This is a genomic window from Pseudomonas sp. R151218B TE3479, from assembly GCF_053629195.1.
In genome coordinates this window covers 1,507,657-1,528,738 of sequence record NZ_JBRJHV010000001.1, presented here as the reverse complement: position 1 = coordinate 1,528,738, position 21,082 = coordinate 1,507,657, and the positions used below count along the sequence as shown (strand labels likewise).

Annotated in this window: 17 protein-coding genes and 1 pseudogene; 2 read left to right on the top strand and 16 right to left on the bottom strand. The window is 62.6% G+C overall.

What is annotated here, in order from left to right; all coding sequences use genetic code 11:
* The first annotated feature begins 88 nt into the window (after positions 1-88).
* On the top strand, positions 89-4,177 hold the full coding sequence (locus AB7M32_RS06840) for a dermonecrotic toxin domain-containing protein (RefSeq protein ID WP_454249466.1): 4,089 nt from the start codon (positions 89-91) through the stop codon (positions 4,175-4,177).
* Positions 4,178-4,208: 31 nt separating this feature from the next.
* Here the strand turns inward: AB7M32_RS06840 and AB7M32_RS06835 are convergent, their stop codons facing one another.
* A complete protein-coding gene (locus AB7M32_RS06835; RefSeq protein WP_072407293.1) occupies positions 4,209-5,102 on the bottom strand; it encodes a LysR family transcriptional regulator in 894 nt (297 codons plus the stop codon).
* A 140-nt stretch (positions 5,103-5,242) separates the two neighbouring features.
* Between AB7M32_RS06835 and AB7M32_RS06830 the strand changes: the two genes are divergently transcribed.
* Positions 5,243-6,499: an MFS transporter gene (locus AB7M32_RS06830; protein WP_454252105.1), complete on the top strand. Its 1,257-nt coding sequence runs from the start codon at positions 5,243-5,245 to the stop codon at positions 6,497-6,499.
* A 62-nt stretch (positions 6,500-6,561) separates the two neighbouring features.
* Here the strand turns inward: AB7M32_RS06830 and gspM are convergent, their stop codons facing one another.
* The 15 genes and pseudogenes from gspM to AB7M32_RS06755 form a co-directional block, all read right to left on the bottom strand.
* The gene (gene gspM, locus AB7M32_RS06825; RefSeq protein ID WP_454249465.1) at positions 6,562-7,017 is read right to left on the bottom strand and encodes a type II secretion system protein GspM; all 456 of its coding nucleotides are present in this window, start codon (positions 7,015-7,017) and stop codon (positions 6,562-6,564) included.
* 79 nt (positions 7,018-7,096) lie between these two features.
* A pseudogene (gene gspL / locus AB7M32_RS06820) lies at positions 7,097-8,119 on the bottom strand (type II secretion system protein GspL); the annotation flags it as partial.
* Positions 8,119-8,964, bottom strand: coding sequence for a type II secretion system protein GspK (locus tag AB7M32_RS06815; RefSeq protein ID WP_454249464.1), 846 nt, complete (start codon positions 8,962-8,964; stop codon positions 8,119-8,121). The pseudogene gspL and the gene AB7M32_RS06815, both read right to left, overlap by 1 nt.
* On the bottom strand, positions 8,961-9,494 hold the full coding sequence (locus tag AB7M32_RS06810; RefSeq protein ID WP_454249463.1) for a type II secretion system protein GspJ: 534 nt from the start codon (positions 9,492-9,494) through the stop codon (positions 8,961-8,963). Before AB7M32_RS06810 ends, AB7M32_RS06815 begins: the two co-directional genes overlap by 4 nt.
* On the bottom strand, positions 9,487-9,873 hold the full coding sequence (gspI, locus tag AB7M32_RS06805) for a type II secretion system minor pseudopilin GspI (RefSeq protein ID WP_454249462.1): 387 nt from the start codon (positions 9,871-9,873) through the stop codon (positions 9,487-9,489). Before gspI ends, AB7M32_RS06810 begins: the two co-directional genes overlap by 8 nt.
* Entirely contained in the window at positions 9,866-10,330 is a 465-nt protein-coding gene (gene gspH, locus AB7M32_RS06800) for a type II secretion system minor pseudopilin GspH (protein WP_454249461.1), read from the bottom strand. The genes gspI and gspH overlap by 8 nt, the downstream gene beginning before the upstream one ends.
* 2 nt (positions 10,331-10,332) lie before the next feature.
* A complete protein-coding gene (gene gspG, locus AB7M32_RS06795; RefSeq protein ID WP_454249460.1) occupies positions 10,333-10,791 on the bottom strand; it encodes a type II secretion system major pseudopilin GspG in 459 nt (152 codons plus the stop codon).
* 3 nt (positions 10,792-10,794) lie between these two features.
* A complete protein-coding gene (gene gspF, locus AB7M32_RS06790; RefSeq protein ID WP_454249459.1) occupies positions 10,795-12,003 on the bottom strand; it encodes a type II secretion system inner membrane protein GspF in 1,209 nt (402 codons plus the stop codon).
* 4 nt (positions 12,004-12,007) lie between these two features.
* A complete protein-coding gene (gene gspE / locus AB7M32_RS06785; protein ID WP_454249458.1) occupies positions 12,008-13,471 on the bottom strand; it encodes a type II secretion system ATPase GspE in 1,464 nt (487 codons plus the stop codon).
* Entirely contained in the window at positions 13,468-15,393 is a 1,926-nt protein-coding gene (gene gspD, locus AB7M32_RS06780; RefSeq protein ID WP_454249457.1) for a type II secretion system secretin GspD, read from the bottom strand. Before gspD ends, gspE begins: the two co-directional genes overlap by 4 nt.
* Before the next feature lie 8 nt (positions 15,394-15,401).
* Positions 15,402-15,929: a type II secretion system protein N gene (locus AB7M32_RS06775; RefSeq protein WP_454249456.1), complete on the bottom strand. Its 528-nt coding sequence runs from the start codon at positions 15,927-15,929 to the stop codon at positions 15,402-15,404.
* Positions 15,926-16,471, bottom strand: coding sequence for a cytochrome b (locus AB7M32_RS06770; RefSeq protein ID WP_454249455.1), 546 nt, complete (start codon positions 16,469-16,471; stop codon positions 15,926-15,928). The genes AB7M32_RS06775 and AB7M32_RS06770 overlap by 4 nt, the downstream gene beginning before the upstream one ends.
* A gap of 66 nt (positions 16,472-16,537) precedes the next feature.
* Positions 16,538-18,004 (bottom strand): N-acetylglucosamine-binding protein GbpA, encoded by a 1,467-nt coding sequence (gene gbpA, locus AB7M32_RS06765; protein WP_454249454.1) that lies wholly within the window; start codon positions 18,002-18,004, stop codon positions 16,538-16,540.
* A 336-nt stretch (positions 18,005-18,340) separates the two neighbouring features.
* Positions 18,341-19,408 carry a uroporphyrinogen decarboxylase gene (gene hemE, locus AB7M32_RS06760; RefSeq protein ID WP_454249453.1) on the bottom strand — a complete coding sequence of 356 codons (1,068 nt, stop codon included), beginning with the start codon at positions 19,406-19,408 and terminating at the stop codon, positions 18,341-18,343.
* 253 nt (positions 19,409-19,661) lie between these two features.
* Complete coding sequence (locus tag AB7M32_RS06755) at positions 19,662-21,080, bottom strand: FAD-dependent oxidoreductase (RefSeq protein ID WP_264427064.1); 1,419 nt, start codon at positions 21,078-21,080, stop codon at positions 19,662-19,664.
* Positions 21,081-21,082: the final 2 nt, after the last annotated feature.

Below are 21,082 nucleotides of genomic sequence, written 5' to 3'. Positions count from 1 at the left end.
CCCTCCCCGCATGCGGTACCTATATACCACCCGCCCGAACTTTTCCTGAATAGGTTGTGCTGCCAACATTCCTCCAGGAAGAAAAGCAGTGGAACACACCCCCCTTACAACGTCTCATGACTTACCGCTCGCCGACAGCACCCCGCTGCCGGACGCCTCGCTGATCAGCCAGCTCAAGGCGTCGCAGCAACACATGATTCGCCTGAACGACGCCATCCCACGGCCATCCAACGTGATGAGGCAACACCTGGATTATTGGTTCAGGAGAACCTTCCCTGCCTTGGCGGGCAGAATGACGGCACACGAACTGTCCGTGCGTACGCGGCGAGAAGAGACGATCGCGCCTGTGCAGCGCACAGCCGATGAGCCGGCAGCCGATAAGACGGTGACGGACACCCTCTCGCTCGAAACGCTTTTACTGCAAGTCGTCGCCGGCAGGATCGATCCGCGCGCGTTCTTCCGCGACCTGGACCACATCGAGATTGTCACGCGCCAGGACAATACCACCGCAGCGCCCGCCGCCCTGAACGAGCGCGCCGCAAAAGCTGAAATCAAGCGGCTGATCAGCGCCACGCCGGCGCTTTATGAACGACTGCTCACCCGTGCATTGGATGAGTTCTGGAACACGCCGGCCGACTTCAGCCAGGACCGCAACGTCGGCGACTGGCTGGCGGAGGAACTCGCCAGGCAACTCAAGGCCCAGGCCGATCTGCATCGGCTGGACACGACATTGAGCCCGCAGATGCATCAGGCGCTGACCGACTATGCGTTGTCGGCGCCAGACGCAGCGTCTCGTGCACAGTTGGCGGAACGGCTCCGACCCGGGGTGTTCAGCCTGGAGATCACACCCCGCCGGTGGAGCTTCAGCGTACCGGTGTCGGGCGCCGTGGCCTTGTCGCGGTATGACAACGCCAGCGATTCGGGAAATGCCGTGCTGTACCGCCCGGGCCAGCCGTTGCAACTGTACGACACGCTGGTGGCGCTCAAGGTCGGCCTGGCGCAAGACGGCAACGCTGGGGATGAAGTCGACACCGCGCCTGTCACCGAGCACTTCCTCGCTCGCCTGGTCACGGAACTGCGGGCGGAGCAGAAAACCGCCGTGTGCGATGCCGTACTGGATGGTCCCGCTGCGGCGGAAGAAATCAGCGCCTGGATGAACAGGGTCGATGTGGCGGCGGACATCGGCCACAAGCTGGACCTGGCGAACGCCATGGGCGAGCGCGAACTGCGGTTAAACCTCAAGAAACTCAATGACTGGCTGCACCGCAACCCGCACGTTACCGCCAGCGATCGCCTGGCATGGTGGGCAGCGACGCGGGACCTGCACAAAGCCCTGACGGATCTGCCCCCGCCGCCGGACCCGGTGACGCTGGCCACCATGGACGCTCTTCGGGACCGGACCCGTCAGTTGCTCGCCGATGTCATCAAGGCGAAATACCCGCCGGTCGACCCTGAGGACGTGTCCCTGGGCATCAGAAGAACCGTGAGCGACCCCCACGCACCGACAGGCAGCTCGCCGTTTGGTTCCGGGGTCTCGCAAGGCAGCGTGAGGGGGATCGTCGATGACCATCGCTCCCTGACGCAGTGGGCGATGTCCAACCTGACCCAGGATGAACGCAATGCCCCTCACCCAACCGTGGAAGGGCCGCTGAGCTTCGCGCAAATTGTGGACGTCATTGAAAGGGCGAACATCGGCGCCCGGCTTCCGGCCGAGCTGCAACGCGTGGCCCGGGCACAGCAGGCGCAGTGGATGGCCTTGAAAGCGCAACAGATGCGCGCCCAAGTGTGGGCCGCGCATATTTCGGGAGACTTGCGGCACGACCGGGACAATATCGGCTTGAAGCTGGTGCTGGCGGCACTGGACGGCCCGACCGCGGCGGCGCGCGAGAAGGTCAACGGGCACCAGGTTGTGGTCCGCCAACTGCAATGGGGCCACAGCGTGCTGAAGGAATTGCTGGCGTTTGGGGTGAAGGCGACGGCGAGCCGCCCCTCGTTGACGCTGTACACACCAGGCGCCCCCGACGGCAAGACGTTCAGGGACGTGGATGCGCCAAGCGCGCGGGCGTTGGAAACAACCTTGGCGCAAACACTCACTGCCACGCCGGAGATGACCCGTTGGCTCATTTCGCACCTGCCGCTGCTCGAACAGGCCGAGCAACTTGCCAGCATGGTATCGACCTCGGAGGACCTGACGTTCGAGGAAAAAATCAAGAAAGTCACACAGTCTGTCTTCGCGTGGGCCAAGGACAGGGCACAGGATGACTTCGCGAAGAACATCGCTTCGCCCATCGTCGAGGGGGATGTGTTCAAAGCGTTGCATGAGACGCAAATCGCCCATGGGATCAAGACGGTGGACATGTTGACGGTGACCCATGCCGAGCGCGACAGCACCGGCGCCCAAGAGGGACGCCGCAGCGCCCTCATGCTGCTGACAGGGACGATGTCGATGTTCCCGGCAGGCCGGCTGGGCGGCCTGCTAGGACGGGCGATCCTGCCGACCATGGCCGGCGGTGCCGCGGTGTCAGCGATAAACGATGAGAACGGCAGCCTGGGGCAGTGGACCCTTGATTTTATCGGCGGGCTGGGGGAGGTCATCGCCGAGGCGGGACAGGATTTGATCATGGCCCGCGCCGGGCGCCGTCGCAGACAAGCACGCCCGACGCTATCGGCGCTTTCCCCCATGACGGACCCGGAGCTGTGGCCGTACCTGCTCAAAGGATTCGACGGCCACGGATTGATCCACGAGGGTCGCAACCGGTACAGGGATGCAAGCGGGCAAGGCTATCTGATGCTGGGGAACGGCTATTACAAGACGGCGGTCCAGGCAGGCGAGCAAATCATCTACGCGCCCAACAACCGCTCGAACCAACGGACTGTCATTTGGGAGAATGATCGTTGGCAGGTTGAAGAACGGCAGCGCCTACGCGGAGGCGGCGCGCTCCAGAGCCTGTTCAGACGAGCCCCGCAGACGCCGCGAGAGCGAAATTTCAATGCATTGGTGGAAGGGGTGCTGGTCAACAATCGCTATCCCACCCTTGAAGCCGTCAACACGGCAAAGGAGATTTTCCACTCCATGCCCGACACGCTGCTCGAACGCCTACTGGACGAAAGCATGGCCGATATAGGCGCGCTCGACATCAACGCCTATCTCTCGAAAATAAGAGACCTGACCCAGGGCCGGGGCAATCTGTCCCGGCATCAGGCTTCCCACGACGAGCTGCTGGACAAGATGAACACATGGCGAATCGTGACCCTTAGCTATAAGGATATCGAAGCCAACGTGCCTGACGTCGAACTGAGCGAAACACAAAAAATAAAAATATATGACACGATCCTTTCACACAAAAACGTGTTCTTTACCGAAGATCGAATCCAGGTGCACACCACCCTGATCACGGACAACCTTACCGGCGCGGTCTTCATGACCTTCACGCCCCATGAAGGCAGGAAAAGAGTGGCCATGGATAAGATATCCAAAGACACCCGGGCCATGTTGCACGCCGTGGAAGCCAAATTGAATGCCAAGGCCCAGGCGTTACATCCGGGGGACAGGCCGCAAGAGCAGGCCGCCCGAGAAAACTACATGGCTTCGGAGGATTATTACAACGAGATGATCACTGCGCTTCTGGAAGAGAAGCAGCGTCTGCACAAGCCAGGCCTGTTGACGGAAATAAGGAACAATCGCGTGCCTTATCTCATTCTCAACAAAGGCAAGAGCCAGCGGAATACCATGCTGCTCACCGGCGAAGACATTACAAACTTCACCAGTTCGCTCGCAAACTATGAGCCCTTCGACATCGAAATCGTTACACAGGCCAAGTCCAACAAAGTGACAGGGACACCCTCACCCACCGTCCCCATGGTTTCACCCGCTCCGGAGCCTGTACCGGATAAATTCAAAACCCGCACCAGCGCGTTGGCCGAAACACAGATGTCATACGCCAGCTTTCCCAAGGAGGCTGAAGCCAAGGTCGGGGAAATCCTGGCAGATATCCGCGCCGGCAGGATAACCACCAAGCGAATCTATCGGTATTACTGGTACACCATGGCCCAACTGTCCCCCGGCGGTGGCAAAGGCGCATGGCGCGCCGCGTTCGAACGCCAGGGCGACACCTGGATACTCCAGGGTTTTTATGATTACCACGGCAATAGGCCTGCGACGGTCTGGGAAGGATAGGCCGATCGAATCGAGGTCGGGTGGTTGGGGATTAACGGCAAGTGTCTTGCGTCAGTAAATCCACAAACGCCTTCGCCATCGGCGAACGCTGTTCCTTGCGCTGCACCAGCCACACGGCCGAGACCGCCGCCGGGTCGAGCAGCGGTCGATAGACCACCCCATCGATACGCATGCGTTGGTAGGACGCCGGCAATACCGAGACACCCAACCCTGCCGCGACCAGGCCGATGATGGTCATGGCCTCACCGGCTTCCTGGGCGAAGTGCGGGCTGAAGCCGGCGTCGCGGGCCAGGCTCAGGAGTTGCGCGTAGAGTCCGCTACCGTAGCTGCGCGGGAAAAACACGAACGGTTCCTGGGCCAACGCCGAGAGGAACAGACCTTTTTCATCGCCCTGGGCCAAGGGATGCTTGGCGCTGAGCACGGCCACCAGGGGTTCGCGGCTGAGCTCGATTTCCCTCAGGGCGTCGGGCAGCGGCAAGGGCCGCATGATGCCGACCTCAATCGCCTCATCCAGCAATGCGTCGGCCACTTGGGTGCTGCTCATTTCCCGCAGGTTCAGATGCACCGCGGGGAAGCGCTGACGGAACGAGAAAATCGCCTGGGGAATGGTGGAGTTGAACGGCGCCGAGGAAGTGAATCCGATTTTCAGCTCACCCAGTTCTCCTAGTTGGGCACGGCGGGCCACGTCGGCAGCCTTGTCGACCTGGATCAACACCCGTCGCGCTTCTTCAAGGAACAGCCGTCCGGCCTCGCTCAATTCGACTCGACGATTGGTGCGCTCGAACAACCGGGCGCCAATCTCCTGTTCCAGTGCCTGGATCTGCTGGCTCAACGGCGGCTGGGAGATGCCCAGGGCCAGCGCGGCGCGGCCGAAATGCAGTTCTTCGGCCACGGCGATGAAGTAACGCAAGTGTCGCAGTTCCATGGGCCCTCCAATAGGTCGTAAAACATCTTAAACAGGTCGAATAATATATTGGATAGAAACATTAGCCAGCTATATGCTTTTTTCATTGCCTGCCTGATCGTGTCCTTGCGAGGTCCACCGTGAAAACTGCTGTCACTCCATTGGCCCATGAAATCCCGCCGCGTGCGCAGGACGATGCCGTCGCCGAACTCAAGGACATCTACATCGAGAAAGGCACGCCGATGTTCATGCGCACCGTGCTGGCGCTGTTCTGCGGAGGCTTTGCGACCTTTGCCCTGCTGTATTGCGTGCAACCGATGATGCCGCTGCTGTCCAGGGAGTTTTCCATCAACGCGGCGCAGAGCAGCCTGATCCTGTCGGTGGCGACCGGCCTGCTCGCCATCGGCCTGTTGATCACCGGACCGATTTCCGACCGCATCGGCCGCAAGTCGGTGATGGTCACGGCGCTGTTCGCCGCGTCGGTGTGCACGATTGCCAGCGCCATGATGCCGACCTGGCAAGGCGTCCTGGTGCTGCGCGCCTTGGTCGGGCTGTCGTTGAGCGGGTTGGCGGCGGTCGCGATGACGTATCTGAGCGAAGAGATTCATCCCAAGCACATCGGTCTGGCGATGGGGTTGTATATCGCTGGCAACGCCATCGGCGGCATGTGCGGGCGCCTGATCACCGGGGTCTTGATCGACTTCGTCAGTTGGCACACCGCGATGCTGGTGATTGGCGGTCTGGCGTTGATCGCGGCGGCGGTGTTCTGGCGGATTCTTCCCGAGTCACGCAACTTCCGTCCCCGTTCGCTGCACCCACGCAGCCTGCTGGAGGGTTTCACCCTGCACTTTCGCGACGCCGGGTTGCCGCTGCTGTTTCTCGAAGCCTTCGTGCTGATGGGCGCGTTCGTGACGCTGTTCAACTACATCGGCTACCGCCTGCTGGCCGAGCCTTATCATCTGGACCAGGCCTTCGTCGGGTTGCTGTCGGTGGTGTACCTCTCGGGCATCTACAGCTCGGCCAAAGTCGGCGCACTGGCGGACAAACTCGGTCGCCGCAAAATGCTCTGGGCGACCATCGCGCTGATGCTGGCCGGCCTCGTGCTGACCATGGCCACCCCGCTGTGGCTAGTGGTCCTGGGCATGTTGGTGTTCACTTTCGGTTTCTTCGGCGCCCATTCGGTCGCCAGCAGCTGGATCGGCCGCCGCGCCCTCAGGGCCAAGGGCCAGGCTTCGTCGCTTTATCTGTTCAGCTACTACGCCGGATCCAGCGTGGCGGGTACGGCCGGCGGCGTGGCCTGGCACCTGGGCGGCTGGAACGGGATCGGCCTGTTCATCGGTGGCTTGCTGGTGATCGCGTTGTGGGTGGCGGTGAAGCTGGCGAAATTGCCGTTGTTGCCGGGGAATGTGCAGGTCTAGCCATCGCTATCCACATCGGGAACAAAGTGGACACTTTGTGCCCTGATCAAAACTGCCGTGTGTCATTGGCGCAAAACCACTCGCGCGCCCAACACACCATTCTCCACTTCCAACGTCAGCGACCGCAGCACCGCGCCCTCTCGCTCCTGTTGATCCAACCAATGCAGCAACGCACTCGCGTCACCACTGACGGCGAGTCGCAACGAGTCGCCGTCGACCTCCATTTCCGCCATGTCCAACCCCGCCGCTGTCGCACTGTCATTGACGCGTACCGACAAGGGCCGCGTGGCGACAGTCATATCCCGGGTGGGTTCGGCACGCTGGATCCGGGCGTTCAGTTCGGCCTTTTGCTGATACTGGCGTTCGGCAACCTCCCGTCGTTGCCAGGTCGGTTGCCAAATCGCGGTATAGGCCAGCGCCACCGACAACGCCCCGGCAAGCCCCAGCAACAGCCCTTGTTCTCGGCGCGACAGGCTTCCCCACGTCTGTTTCAAGACCCGCCATCCATTGACGTTCATCAACTGTTCTCCAGTGCGAGGTGGCCTGCACCCGGTTGTTCTGTTTGCTCGCGCTGCCCAGGGTGACGGGCAAGCCGTTCTGCTGCCCGCGTTCACGCAGTTGTTCAAGCTCGACGAAACTGTTCGCCGTCAACTGGATCTTCCAGCCTTCGCCTTCACGAAAATCGATGCGCTGCACCTCGACGTTGCTGGCGCCAATGACCTGCTCGGTCAGACGGGTCAGGCGCGCGACCTGAGTGTCGTGGCTTTGCCCGCGCCGACTCTGCAATGCCTGGAACTGCGCCGCCAGGTCGACGATCCGCTCCTGCCCGGGGTACAGCGACCTGAACCGCTGCTCACTGTGGGCATACAAAAGCCGGGTTTCGCGTTCAAGAAAACGTACGCGGGCGTCGCAGAACATCCAGGTGAGCACCAACATGCCCAGTGCCACCGCCGAAACGCCACGCCATGGCAGCGCTCGACCACGTCGACGGAACTCACCTTGTAACAGGTCGATGGGGCGTCCACCCGCGCTCAGCAGCCACTCATCGATGCCAGGGCAATCGCGCTCTTCGTCCAGCCAGTGAATGTCCTCGGGCAAGCCGGGCTTGAGCATCGCCAGGGCCCGTGCCGACAACGCCACCCGCGCCGGCAGCCCCGCGCCCAACAACCATCGCCCGAACCAACGCACGCCCAATGCCTGCTCATCGGCAAGCAGGTCGGCGTCGACATGCACCGCCCGTGCATCGATGCCTTGTTCGGCGAGCAGCGCCAGCAGCGCCTGGAACCGGGCGCGCTCCGTCACCATCAGCGGATAGCGGTGCTCACGGTCCCGCGGGCCGACGCTGATGTGCAGCGCCTCCAGGTTTTCACTCAGTTGTTCTTCGATGGCGAATGCCAGGGCCTGGGGCCGGGGCTGGCGTCGGGAGGGCCACGGATCGCTGCGCAACCAACTGCACATTTCCATCGGCAACAGCACATCGACGGGCCGGCCGCTCAACTCGCCGGCCGCCTCGTGCAACGGCAGGCGACGACGCTCGCCGGTGGGCGACCACACGCAGCATGGCCAGTTGGCGCAAGGCGCGGTCAGGCCCTCGGCGGTCAGGTAAAGCCAGGTTTTCATCAAGGAAGCTCACTGGGGCTAAACGGTAAGAAACGGCGCTGACGAACCGTCCAGCGCCCGCTGACAGAATCACGCTCGATATCCGAGGCCAGGCGCAGACGGCTGTCGGCATGGGTCACGCTCACGGTGATTCGAAACCAGCGACTGCCCACCCCCAGCCCATGGCTGCTGAGGCCCATGCCGGACAGCAACGGGTCGTTGGTGAACGCCTGCACGCTGGGGTATGGCCCGTGGCGACGCTGGTTGACCAACGCCTGGGCGGCCCCGGCCTCCATGCCATCAAGGGTCATCAGCACGCGCTGCGGGGCGGTATTGATGTTCAGTCGTGCGTCCTTGGGCAGCAACGCCACCCAGGGCTCCAGGCGCCGTAGCGTCGGGCCGTCAACGCCCGGCAACAGCCGCAGTTGACTCAACTCCTGTATAGGCCCGACCTGGGGCAACGCCAGCGGCGGCAGATCCAGCGAGGTCAGCAAGCGGGTCCAGCGACCGAGGGTGACCTGATCGATTTGCCCCTGGGCCAGCAGTCCATTGAGGTTCAGGCGCCCGGACAAATCCTCGATACCGATGTGCAGCTCGGCGCCGTCCATTTCCATGGCAGGCCCGAGCCGAGCCCAATCCTGGCTCAGGTCAACGGGCCCAGACGGCGTTATCCCACTGTTTTCCAACACCACCCGCGCCCAGTCTTCCCCAGCCAATCCCAATTGCCGCAACTGGACCTGTTGCAGTTGCTGCGCGCTGCTGTGCAACAGCAGACGATGGCTGCGCAACAGCCCACCGACCAGCAGCAATGCCAGGCTCAACACCAGCAGCACACTGATCAGCGCCACGCCACGTTGGCGCTTCATGGCGACGCCTCCGGCAATAGCAGCACCCGGCGGATCTGTTCGAAACGCCCCGCAGACACGTTCAACTCCAACGCCAACGGCGCGGTGCCGCTCGCGGTTTCACCCCGCCAACCCCGTTGCCGGTCGAACACGCGCCAGCTCAGGCTGCGGACGTCGTCGAGCAATGCCTGCCGCTGCACAAGCGTCATGCCTTCGCCGACACTCTCGCGCCACAACGCGCCGCCCTTGAGCTGATAGCTCACTGTCTGCCGCTCGCTGCGAGGCTGGTCCAGTGGGTTGCGCCAATGGCTGCGCTGCAACTGCAAATGCCCGGGCGCGAGCACGACCGAGTCGGCAACCGCCTGCCACACATCCCGTTCGATCACGCCGACAGCGCGTTGCAAGGCCCTGATGTCGCGCTCATGCTGACCGGCCCCCCGCTGGGTCCGCACGACCCCATCGAATAACCGCCAACTGGCCAGGCCGAGCAAGGCAAAAATGGCGATGGCGATGACCAGCTCCAACAAGGTGAAACCCGATTGCTTATTCATGATGGCTGCGGATCCACCCGATGGTGCGGTGCGCGACGGTTGCGCTGTCGTCGCGGCTGACCTGGATCTCGACCCGCAACAGGCGTCCATCTCGGGCCGGGGCGATACGCTGTTGCAAGACCCAATCGCGGCGATCCAGGTGCCGGTTCAGTCGCTGTTGTCCAGGCGATGTGACGACTTCCAGACGCAGTTCGCTCAGTTGATTGTCCGCCAGCCAAGCGCCGAACAGACGCTCCTCAAGCCCGGCGCTTTGCTTGAGCACGAATTGGCTGGCCGAGAGTACGGCCGCCGCCAGCGTCGCGAAAATCGCCAGGGCGATCATGACCTCCAACAGCGTGAAACCCTGGCAACCGGCGGCCTGCCCGCTCGCATTACTCATCGATCAGCGGCTCCGCCAGGCCATCGCTCGACACCCGGGCAACCGTCTGCCCAGCGACGTTGATGAACAGCTTGAACGGGCTGATCTCGTCACTGCTGAGCATCAGCAACTGGGGTGAGCCTTCGGCATCGAGCGACAGGACATGACCGTCCAGCTCCAACCCGAGCGTCAAGCCCTCGGGCAATCGATGCGGCACCGACACGGCCGTCCAGCCATGGACTTCGAGTCGCAACGCCTGATAACCGCCAGGCCGCACGTGCACACCATATTCCTGCCCGTCCAGTACCGCCCGCTCGCGCAACTGCTGCACCAGCGCAACGAAGTCCCTGGCTTGCTGGCGGGCTTCACGCGCCGGGCCCGGCCCCGTGGCGAAGCGGACCATGCCCGCCAGGACGCCGATCAAGACGATAACGACCATCAGCTCCAACAAGGTGAAGCCCCGGCAACGACGCGGCATATTCACTCTGCCCAATTGCCGATGTCGGCCGCCATCCCGTCACCACCCGACACGCCATCGGCGCCCAGGGAGTAGAGGTCATAGCCGCCATCGAGGGATTTGTGCCCGGGGTTGAGGTACTGGTAGGGCGTACCCCAAGGGTCGACCGGCAAGTTTTTCAGATAACCCTGGGGGTTCCAGTTCCTGGCCGCGGGGGTACCGGACGGGCGTTTGCTCAACGCCTCCAGGCCTTGTTGGGTCGAGGGGTACTGGAAGTTGTCGAGGCGGTACATTTCCAGCGCCGTGGCGATCGCCTGGATGTCGGTGCGGGCGGCCGTGACCTTGGCCTGATCGGGTCGGCTCATGAACTGCGGCACCACGATAGCGCCCAGCACGCCAATGATGACCACCACCACCATGATTTCGATCAGGGTAAAACCACATTGTTGATGGCGTGTGGGTCGGTTGCTTTGAAGTTTCATCGGTCAGTTCACCAATTGGTTGAGACTCAGGATCGGTAGGAGAATGGCCATGACGATCAGCAGCACGACGCCGCCCATCAGTACCAACATGGCCGGTTCGAAAAGGCTCACCACCAGCGCGATGCGCGCCGCGAGGCTGGCTTCCTGTTGTTCGGCGGCCCGGGCCAGCATGTTGTCGAGTTCGCCGGCCCGTTCGCCGCTGGCGATCATGTGCAGCATCAGCGGCGGAATATCACCGCCCTGCTCCAGGCCACGGGTCAGGGTCCCGCCCTCACGTACCGAACGTGCAACGTCAGCCATGCGGGCGCGGATCGTCAGGTTGCCGATCACCTGGGCGGCGATGTGCAAGGCCTCCACCAGCGGCACCGCGCTTTTGCTCAGGATCGCCAAGGTGCTGGCGAATCGCGCCGCCTCCATCGCCCGCAGCACCTCGCCCAGCAGCGGCAGCCGCAGCAACAAGCGATGCCAGCGCAGGCGCCACGCCGGTTGGCGCAGGCTCCAGCGCCACAACCCGAACAGCCCGGCCAGGGCACCGAGCAGCAGTAGGCCATGGCGACGCAAGCCGTCGCTCACGGCGATCAGTGCCTGGGTCAGCCAGGGCAACGGCTGACCGCTGTCGATGAAAATCTTCACCACATCCGGCACCACATAACCCAGCAGGAACGCAACAATCGCGACACAGGCCAGCATCAGGATCAGCGGGTACACCAGCGCCAGTTGAATGCGCTGGCGCGAGGCCTGCCGCGCCTGGGTGTAGCTCGCCAGTTGTTCCAATACCCGCCCCAGGTGACCCGACTGCTCGCCCGCCGCGACCGTGGCGCAGAACAATTCGGGAAACGCTTGAGGGAAGGCCCTCAGTGCCGTCGCCAGCGCGTGGCCTTCCATCACCCGGCTGCGCACCGCCGCCAGCAGGTGGGCAACGCGCCGTTTCTGGCTCTGTTGCGCCACCGCCCCCAGGGATTCCTCAAGGGGCAGGCCGGCCTGGATCAAAGTGGACAGCTGCAACGTCAGCAAGGCCAGATCCGCCGGACCCAGGCGCCCCCCGGCATGGCGCCCGCCCAGGACTCGCTGTTCCTTGGCTTCAGCCAATTCGCAGGGCAGCAAGCCGCGCTCGCGCAACAACTGTCGAGCATGGCGGGGGCTGTCGGCTTCCACGCGGCCCTTGCAGCGTCGGCCCTGGGTGTTTTCGGCCCGATAATCGAAGGTCGGCATGGCGCTAATCCTCCTGGGTAATGCGCAGTAATTCGTCGACGCTGGTCAGGCCTTCCAGCACTCGCTGGCGACCGTCCTGGAACAGGCTCCGGGAGGTCTTGCGGGCCTCGGTGGCTAGCGCCTGCTCGGTGGCGCCCTGGTGAATCAACTGCGACAGGGCGGCGTTGACATGCACCAGCTCATAGATGCCGAAGCGCCCGCGATAGCCTTTCTGGCATTGCTCGCAGCCCTGGGCCTTGAACAGCCTGGGCGCGGCATCGGCGTCGAGGCCCAGGCGCCGACACGTGGCGGCGTCGGCCACGTACGGGGTCTTGCAGGATGGGCACAGACAGCGCAACAAACGCTGGGCGACGATGCCGGCCAGGGACGACGCCAGCAGATACGCATCCACGCCCATGTCCACCAGCCGCGTGACCGCGCCGACGGCGGTGTTGGTGTGCAGGGTCGAGAGCACCAGGTGCCCGGTCAGCGACGCCTGGACGGCGATTTCGGCGGTCTCGCGGTCGCGTATTTCGCCGACCATCACCACGTCCGGGTCCTGGCGCAAAATGGCCCGCAAGCCACGGGCGAAGGTCATGTCAACTTTCGGGTTGACCGGCATCTGGCCGATGCCCGGCAGGTGATATTCGATGGGGTCTTCGACCGTGAGGATGTTGCGGCTCTGGTCGTTGATGCTGCTTAGCGCCGCGTACAGGCTGGTGGTCTTCCCCGACCCCGTGGGCCCGGTGACCAACACGATGCCGTGAGGCTTGCCGAGCAACTGGCGCAGGCTCGCCAGGGTGTCGTCGGGCAGGCCCAGGCGTTGCAGATCCAGGCGCCCGGCCTGCTTGTCGAGCAGGCGCAACACGACCCGCTCGCCATGGGCCGAAGGCAGGGTCGAGACTCGCACATCGACCTCGTGCCCGGCCAGGCGCAACGCCATCCGGCCGTCCTGGGGCACGCGTTTTTCGGCGATGTCCAGGCGCGCCATGACCTTGATCCGCGACACCAACAGGTTCGCCAGTTCCCGGCGCGGGCGCAGCATTTCCTGCAACTGCCCATCGATGCGCATGCGCACCGACAGGTATTGCTCGAATGTTTCCAGGTGCACATCCGAGGCGTGCTCGCGGACCGCCTCGCTGAGCAGCGCATTGATCAGGCGGATGATCGGCGCATCACCCTGCTGCTCCAACAGGTCGGTGGTCTGCGGCATTTGGTCGGCCAGGCTGATCAGGTCCAGCTCCTCGTCCAGGCCTTGGGCCACCTGCTCGGCGGCGCTCTGGCCCTGGCGATAGACGCTAGCCAGGCGCGCGGCGAACTGCGCCGGCTCCAGGACCTGGATAGGTAGATCCCGCCCACACAGGCGCCGGACTTCAGCCACGGCAGTCAGGGGCGTGTCGCTGCGTATCGCCAGGCTCAAGGTCGGCCCCGCGCCTTCCAGCAGCACGCCCAGGCGCCTGGCGAAACCAAAGGGCAACGGCTCGCTCACAGGCCCTCCGGCTGCGGTGGACGCACGTCGACCGCCGGCTCCTGCGCAGACGTTTCGAACAACTGGCGGGCGTCCCGGGGCAGCAGCAGCGAATTGTTTTTCCGCGAGCCGGGTTTGCTCAGTTCCCGGAGCGCGTCGTAGCGTTGCCGGCTCACATCGGCCAGGTCTTCGCTGCTGCGCACGATGGTCGGGCGCAGGAACACCATCAGGTTGCTTTTGGTCTGGGTGTCGCGGTTCCAGCGAAACAACGCGCCCAGGTAGGGAATACTGCGCAGCAGCGGCACACCGCTTTGCTGGCTGCGGACACTGTCGCGGATCAGGCCACCGATCACGATGATCTCGCCATCGTCCGCCAGGATCGTGCTCTTCAAGGCGCGCTTGTTGGTGATCAGGTCCGAGGAGTCCACGCCGGAGACTGACGGCGCGATGTCCGACACCTCCTGCTCGACTTCAAGGCGCAAGGTCGAGCCTTCGTTGATGTAAGGCTTGACCTTGAGGCTGATACCCACGTCCTTGCGCTCCACAGTGGTGAACGGATTGTCCGCACCGTTGCCGCTGGTGGCGTAGGAACCCGTCTTGAACGGAACGTTCTGGCCCACGATGATTTCCGCTTCCTGGTTATCCAGGGTCAGCAGGCTGGGGGTGGAAAGCAGGTTGCTGTGGGCATTGCTCGCCAGCGCCGAGACCAGCGCACTGAAGCGATCGCCCCCCAGCCGCAGGAATGCGCTTTCCTTGGTTTTATCCAGTTTGTTGAAGTCCAGGCCGATGATCGGGATATCGGTTCCCGGAAAGTTGATGCTCCCTGCCGCGCTGCCGCTCTTGAGTCCCCACTGCACCCCCAGCGCTTCGGAAATGTCTCCGCTCACCTCGACGATGGCCGCATGAATGAGCACCTGGGCCCGGGGTTGGTCCAGCTCCCGAACGATGTTTTCGATGATGCGGACCTGGGCCGGTTCGGCGATCAGGACCAAGGCATTCTGGCTTTCATCGGCCTTGATCCTGAAGGGGCTGGCTCCCGCGGTTTCCCGCTGGCCAGCGAGGGCCGGCGTGGTTTTCCTATCCTGCCCGACACCTTCCAATACCTCGGCCAACTGTTTGGCATCGCTGTGACGCAGACGGATGACCCGCGCGTTGTCCTGGGAAGCGGCTGCCGGCACGTCCAGAGTCCGGGCCAGGTCGACCAGGCGTTGACGCACCGCGGGCGCGCCGATGATCACCAGCCGGTTGCTGCGGGCATCGGCGATCACCACCCCCGCCGTATCTCCCTCGCGCTTGCCGCCGGAGGCTTCCACGAGTGGGGCGATGTCCCCGGCCTGGGCGTGCTTCAAGCGCACCACCACGTGATTGCGGTTGCGTCCTGAATCCAACCGTTGCACCACGCCGGCGATGCGCTGAACGTTGGCCGCCGTGTCGGTGACCACCAAGGCGTTGGACGAGACCGAAGGGCCGACGTAACCATTGGCCGACACCAAGGGGCGGATCAACCCGGCAACATCGGCAGCGATGCTCGATTGCAGGTCAAGGACCCGGGTGACGAACTGCGACGGTGTGGCGCTGTGTTCGTCGGCGACACCGGCACGTGTCTTGGCATCGCTGACCGGCGTGATCAGGATCCGCTCGCCTTCGTCGATCACGGTGAAGTTATGGGCATCGAGTACCGAATAGAACAACCGTCGCACGCCTTCGCGGTCCAGCGCCTCCCGGGACATGACCGTGATGCGCCCCGACACCCGGGGGTCGAGCACCACGGTCTTGCCCAGGATCGCGGAGAACTCTTCGACCACGTCGCGCAGTTCCGCGTTGTTCATCGCCAGTTGCCACTGGGTCTCTTCGGCCTGCAGCCAACCGGCGGGCGTCAGCAGGCAAGACGCGGCGAGGCAGAACAGGACACGCGAAACACGGTCCCGGATAAAGCTGTTCATGAATTCGATCACTCTGATTGCCCGGCCACCGGGCGTAGGTATTGCGAGGAATGCGGCGCGGCATGGCCCCCGTCTTCGAGGCTCAGCTGGCGCAGCAGGGGTTTGGCTGAGGGTTGCAGGGCCAAGCGCTCTTCACGTCCGTTGCGCCACAACGTCACATGGCTGGCCTCGACCCGGCGCAGCACGCTGCCACCCGGCAAACGCTCGCCCACCTGGTAAATGCGCGGGCCGGCGGCGTCCGCCAGCAAGGCCCGCGACAAACCTTGGTCAGCGACAAAACTGGCTTGCAACGTGATGGGTTCGGCGCTTGGCGCCTGGGTACCTTCAGGCGCCAAGCCGAGCACAGTCGCCACCGCTTGGACGTTGGGCAAGTCGCGATGCGGCGCCACCGGCGAATCGCTCACCACCGGCACGTCACGGCCCAATGCCTGGCGAAAACGCCACTCCTGCCCGGCCAGCAATACCCCATACAACAGCGGTACGAGCATCAGGATTGTGGTGGGCAAACGACTGCCAACCTTGAAAGAAACACTCACTTTTGCGCCCGCCGGATCATCGCGCCCGAGGGCTTGGCGAAGGTCATTCGCCGCACCACCCTACGTCCGGCAAACTCATGCCAGGCCACTGCACAGAGGTGCAGCGCCACGAGTACGGATAGCACCACGCAGGCCGAGGTATGGGTCGTACTGGCCAGCTCGATCAGCGTCGGATCGTTCAGTGGTTGTGGGAAGTGAACGAGTCCGAAAACACTGATCGTGCTTTTCATCATCAGGACGCCGGTCACCAGGACGACAGCAATGACCAGATAGATCACGGCGTGTACCGCAAAGGCCAGCTTCTTGATTGGCGCAGGCGCTGTTCCATGGGGCTCCAACGCGCAGACAAACAGGCAGGCTCGCCACACGAACAGCGGAATGAACAGCGTCGTCAGCGACACATTCAATGACCCGATCCAGTGTTCGGTCGCAGCCGACACCGGGTTGTAAGCCACATAAAACCCGGACACCAACGTCCACAGGATAATGACCGCCGACAGCCAGTGCAGCAGCACACGTGGCCGAGAATAATTGGAATGCATCACGCACCCTCCCTCGAAGGCTCCAGGCAAACCCTGCGGATCGCCCGAAGCCGTGCCTGTCAGGACTTACAGCTTGTCCCAGGCGCTTTGCCAGGAGGCACCGATACCCGGTTCGAAGCCGTTGGCGGTCGGGGAGTATTGCTTGCAGTAGCCGGACTCAGGGAACGGCTTGCACTCGAATACTTCGTCAGTCTTGGGTTGCAGCACTTTAGTGCCGGCGGTGTAGTCGCTGAGACCTTCAGGAAACTCGAAGTCGTACTCGATACCCGCGCCGTCACCGGTCAGGGTGACGCTCCGGGTATCCTGGCGAGTGCTGCGTCCGTCTTCAGTGGTACCCACCAGCGTCAGGGTGTGGGCACCCGGCGCACTGCGTACATCAATGCTCAGGCCGGTATTGCCTTCAGCCACAGTCTGGCTCACCGTACCGACCTGCTTGTTGTTTTCATCGAAGAGCGTGGCCTGCAGGTTCATCCTGCGGTTGGTCTGTGCTGCGAACGCCATGCTGACCCGGCCTTTGTCCAGTACATATTCCGGCTGCAGGGAAGCGACCTCCATGCTGGCGCCAGGATCTTCCTTCATGTCCAGTTGCACTTCATAGCGCTTGACGCCGCTTTCGTCCTGGGCATACAGCTTGTTGGTACCCTTGATCGGCGTGATATTGCCCTCGTCGTCACGGATACCGGCACGAATCAAAGGGTGGGCCTTGTTGATGGCCTCGGCCAGTTTGAACGACCAGTTCTCGGGCTTGCCTTCTTCGGCGTTGTCGATGCTGATCTCTACGCTGTATTCGGCATTTTCACCGGTGGCAGAGAATGCCCGGGCCTTGACCTTGTCCCCCGCCAGCAATGGAGCCGACGGCGCGATGCTGCCCACTGGCGACCAGCCGCCCGGCAAGGCGGCTTCGGCGAGGATGTTCACATCCGCCGGATTGTAGAATGCGTTGGCGGAGTCCCCGACCGTCCAGACCGCCAGGATGACGTGATGACCCGATTTGCTGTCGGGAATCACACAATTGTGCTCGACACCACTTACTGGCACTTGATTACCGCCGTCTACCGTACAAAACGGTGCACTGTCGAACGATGCGCGCTCGAGCGGCTTGTTCGGGTTCCAACCCTCACGGGTAATGAAATATTCGTGTTTGGTCGTCAGATGTGGGGCGATGTATCGCCATTGGAACGCAATGTTGCGATCGCGGATTTCAGTCAGTTGCCAGCGAGTGGACGACTGCGCATCCAGGGCGGAAAACAGCGAGTTACTGCCGCTGGCAATCTGGCCGTCGATCGGGCCTTGCAGCGGGGCGCCGCCTGCTCCGTTCGGGAAGCCCTTGAACGTTTCGCCGGTACTATGAGGTTCGTATTGCGCACCACCACAGTTTTTGTTTTCACCTTTCTGGCATAAAAATGCCCGCGAAGGCGGCACTTCGAGGTACCCATGGGCGAATACACCCTGGGATGTCAGCATGGCCGACAACAGAACTAACGACGATGCGCATCCCGTTAATACGCCGTTCTTGTTGAAGTTGTTTTTCATATAAGTTCCAGACTATCCATCGAGATTGAAAGACGTTTTACCGTCATCTTGCAAGGCCCGCCGGATCGCTCAGCGCACGTCCTGCAAGCACCGGAACCTTATAGAAAGTTTAAGCCCCCCTATGTAGGAAAAATCTCTCAAAACAGAAGGAATGATCTGTTAATCTATTTCCCTTACATAGAAAAAGAAACTTCTTATAAATGGCAATAACTATTAAACGCTAACAAACAGTAACACCTGGCCAACTACGATCAGGCGTTAAATTGAAAGTTATAGGGCAGACAATAAAAAGCCCGTCCGGCACAGGTCCGGACAGGCTGGGTGACAGGGCTTCAATCAGAGGTGGTATTGCGCCGACAACTCATGCACTGCGCGCAAGAAGGCGCCGGCGTGTTCCGGGTCGACTTCCGGGGTGATGCCATGGCCCAGGTTGAACACATGGCCGCTGCCGCTGCCATAGCTCGCCAAAATACGCCCGACTTCGGCGCGAATGGCTTCAGGCTTGGCGTAGAGCACGGTCGGGTCCATGTTGCCTTGCAGGGCGACCTTGTGACCGACACGCTCGCGGGCGTTACCGATGTCGCAGGTCCAGTCCAGGCCCAGGGCGTCGGCGCCGGCCTCGGCGATGCTTTCCAGCCACAGGCCGCCGTTCTTGGTGAACAGGATCACCGGGACTTTGCGACCTTCGTGCTCGCGGATCAGGCCGCTGACGATCTTGCGCATGTAGGCCAGGGAAAACTCCTGGTATGCCGCCGCCGACAGGTTGCCGCCCCAGGTATCGAAGATTTGCACCGCTTGCGCACCGGCGAGGATCTGGCCGTTGAGGTAGGACGTGACCGATTGGGCCAGCTTGTCCAGCAACAGGTGCATGGCTTGCGGGTTGTCGTAGAGCATCGCCTTGGTTTTGCGGAAGTCCTTCGACGAACCGCCTTCGACCATGTAGGTCGCCAACGTCCAGGGGCTGCCGGAGAAACCGATCAGCGGCACGCGCCCGTTGAGTTCACGACGAATAGTGCTGACCGCGTCCATGACGTAGCCCAGATCCTTCTGCGGATCGGGAATCGGCAAGGCCTCGATGTCGGCCAGCGTGCTGACGACTTTCCTGAAACGCGGGCCTTCGCCGGTCTCGAAGTACAAGCCCTGCCCCATGGCATCGGGAATGGTGAGGATGTCGGAGAACAGGATCGCCGCGTCCAACTGCGGATAACGGTCCAGCGGCTGCATCGTGACTTCGCAGGCGAACTGGGGGTTCATGCACAAGCTCATGAAGTCACCGGCCTTGGCGCGGCTGGCGCGGTACTCCGGCAGATAGCGACCGGCCTGACGCATCATCCATACGGGGGTGACGTCCACGGGTTGCTTGAGCAGGGCGCGAAGGAAACGGTCGTTCTTCAGGGCAGTCATGTCGGCATCCGGAAAAAAAGTGCGGGCATTTTCTCAGAGCGCGACGCAAAAGGCACGGCAAGAGCCGTGCCTTTTATCTATCGGGGCAATTTGTCGCGGTGCCGTGCAATATTCAGCGACCCCACAAAACAATTGTGGGAGCGAGCTTGCTCGCGATGAGGGCGTCACATTCAACACGTTCGTCGACTGATCCACCGCTATCGCGAGCAAGCTCGCTCCCACATTTTGATCGCATTCCAGCGTTAGGAAGTGATCAGACCCCCAGGTAATCCAGGATCCCTTCCGCCGCGTTGCGGCCTTCGAAGATCGCCGTCACCACCAGGTCGGAACCACGGACCATGTCGCCACCGGCGAAGATCTTCGGGTTGCTGGTCTGGTGCTTGTACTGGCCTTGTTCTGGCGCCACCACGCGCCCCTGGCTGTCGGTCTGGATACTGAACTGCTCGAACCAGGGTGCCGGGCTCGGGCGGAAGCCGAAGGCGATGACCACGGCGTCGGCCGGGATGATCTCTTCGGAACCGGGGATCGGCTCGGGACTGCGACGGCCGCGGGCGTCCGGTTCGCCGAGACGGGTCTCGACCACCTTCACGCCTTCGACCTTGTCTTCACCGACAATGGCGATCGGCTGGCGGTTGTAGAGGAATTTCACGCCTTCTTCCTTGGCGTTCTTCACCTCTTTGCGCGAGCCGGGCATGTTCGCTTCGTCGCGACGATAGGCGCAGGTCACCGACTTGGCGCCCTGGCGAATCGACGTGCGGTTGCAGTCCATCGCCGTGTCGCCACCGCCGAGCACCACGACCTTTTTGCCTTTCATGTCGACGAAATCTTCCGGCGACTTTTCAAAGCCCAGGTTGCGGTTGACGTTGGCGATCAGGAAGTCGAGTGCGTCGTAGACGCCCGGCAGGTCCTCACCGGCAAAGCCACCCTTCATGTAGGTGTAGGTGCCCATGCCCATGAAGACCGCATCGTATTCCTCGAGCAGTTGCTCCATGGTCACGTCCCGGCCCACCTCGGTGTTCAGGCGGAACTCGATGCCCATGCCGGTGAAGACTTCGCGACGATTGCTCAGCACGGTCTTTTCCAGCTTGAATTCGGGGATGCCAAAAGTAAGCAGGCCGCCGATTTCCGGGTTCTTGTCGAACACCACCGGGGTCACGCCACCGCGCACCAGCACGTCGGCACAGCCCAGGCCCGCCGGGCCGGCACCGATGATCGCCACGCGCTTGCCGGTTGGCTTGACCTTGGACATGTCCGGGCGCCAGCCCATGGCGAAGGCGGTGTCGGTGATGTACTTCTCCACCGAACCGATGGTCACCGCGCCAAAACCGTCGTTGAGGGTGCACGCCCCTTCGCACAGGCGATCCTGCGGGCACACCCGGCCGCAGACTTCCGGCAGGGTGTTGGTCTGGTGGGACAGCTCGGCGGCCTGGAGGATGTTGCCCTCGGCCACCAGTTTCAGCCAGTTGGGAATGAAGTTGTGCACCGGGCACTTCCATTCGCAATACGGGTTACCGCACCCCAGGCAGCGGTGGGCCTGGTCGGCCGACTGCTGGGGTTTGAAAGGCTCGTAGATTTCCACGAACTCTTTCTTGCGTTGACGCAACAGTTTCTTCTTCGGATCCTTGCGCCCGACATCGATGAACTGGAAGTCGTTATTCAGACGTTCAGCCATTG

Bases quoted from the DNA above. Each gene is read 5' to 3' on its own strand.
- AB7M32_RS06835 (WP_072407293.1), bottom strand. From the start codon at position 5,102: ATGGAACTGCGACACTTGCGTTACTTCATCGCCGTGGCCGAAGAACTG.
- gspM (WP_454249465.1), bottom strand. From the start codon at position 7,017: ATGAACGTCAATGGATGGCGGGTCTTGAAACAGACGTGGGGAAGCCTG.
- AB7M32_RS06815 (WP_454249464.1), bottom strand. From the start codon at position 8,964: ATGAAGCGCCAACGTGGCGTGGCGCTGATCAGTGTGCTGCTGGTGTTG.
- AB7M32_RS06810 (WP_454249463.1), bottom strand. From the start codon at position 9,494: ATGAATAAGCAATCGGGTTTCACCTTGTTGGAGCTGGTCATCGCCATC.
- gspI (WP_454249462.1), bottom strand. From the start codon at position 9,873: ATGAGTAATGCGAGCGGGCAGGCCGCCGGTTGCCAGGGTTTCACGCTG.
- gspH (WP_454249461.1), bottom strand. From the start codon at position 10,330: ATGCCGCGTCGTTGCCGGGGCTTCACCTTGTTGGAGCTGATGGTCGTT.
- gspG (WP_454249460.1), bottom strand. From the start codon at position 10,791: ATGAAACTTCAAAGCAACCGACCCACACGCCATCAACAATGTGGTTTT.
- gspF (WP_454249459.1), bottom strand. From the start codon at position 12,003: ATGCCGACCTTCGATTATCGGGCCGAAAACACCCAGGGCCGACGCTGC.
- gspD (WP_454249457.1), bottom strand. From the start codon at position 15,393: ATGAACAGCTTTATCCGGGACCGTGTTTCGCGTGTCCTGTTCTGCCTC.
- AB7M32_RS06770 (WP_454249455.1), bottom strand. From the start codon at position 16,471: ATGCATTCCAATTATTCTCGGCCACGTGTGCTGCTGCACTGGCTGTCG.
- gbpA (WP_454249454.1), bottom strand. From the start codon at position 18,004: ATGAAAAACAACTTCAACAAGAACGGCGTATTAACGGGATGCGCATCG.
- hemE (WP_454249453.1), bottom strand. From the start codon at position 19,408: ATGACTGCCCTGAAGAACGACCGTTTCCTTCGCGCCCTGCTCAAGCAA.
- AB7M32_RS06755 (WP_264427064.1), bottom strand. From the start codon at position 21,080: ATGGCTGAACGTCTGAATAACGACTTCCAGTTCATCGATGTCGGGCGC.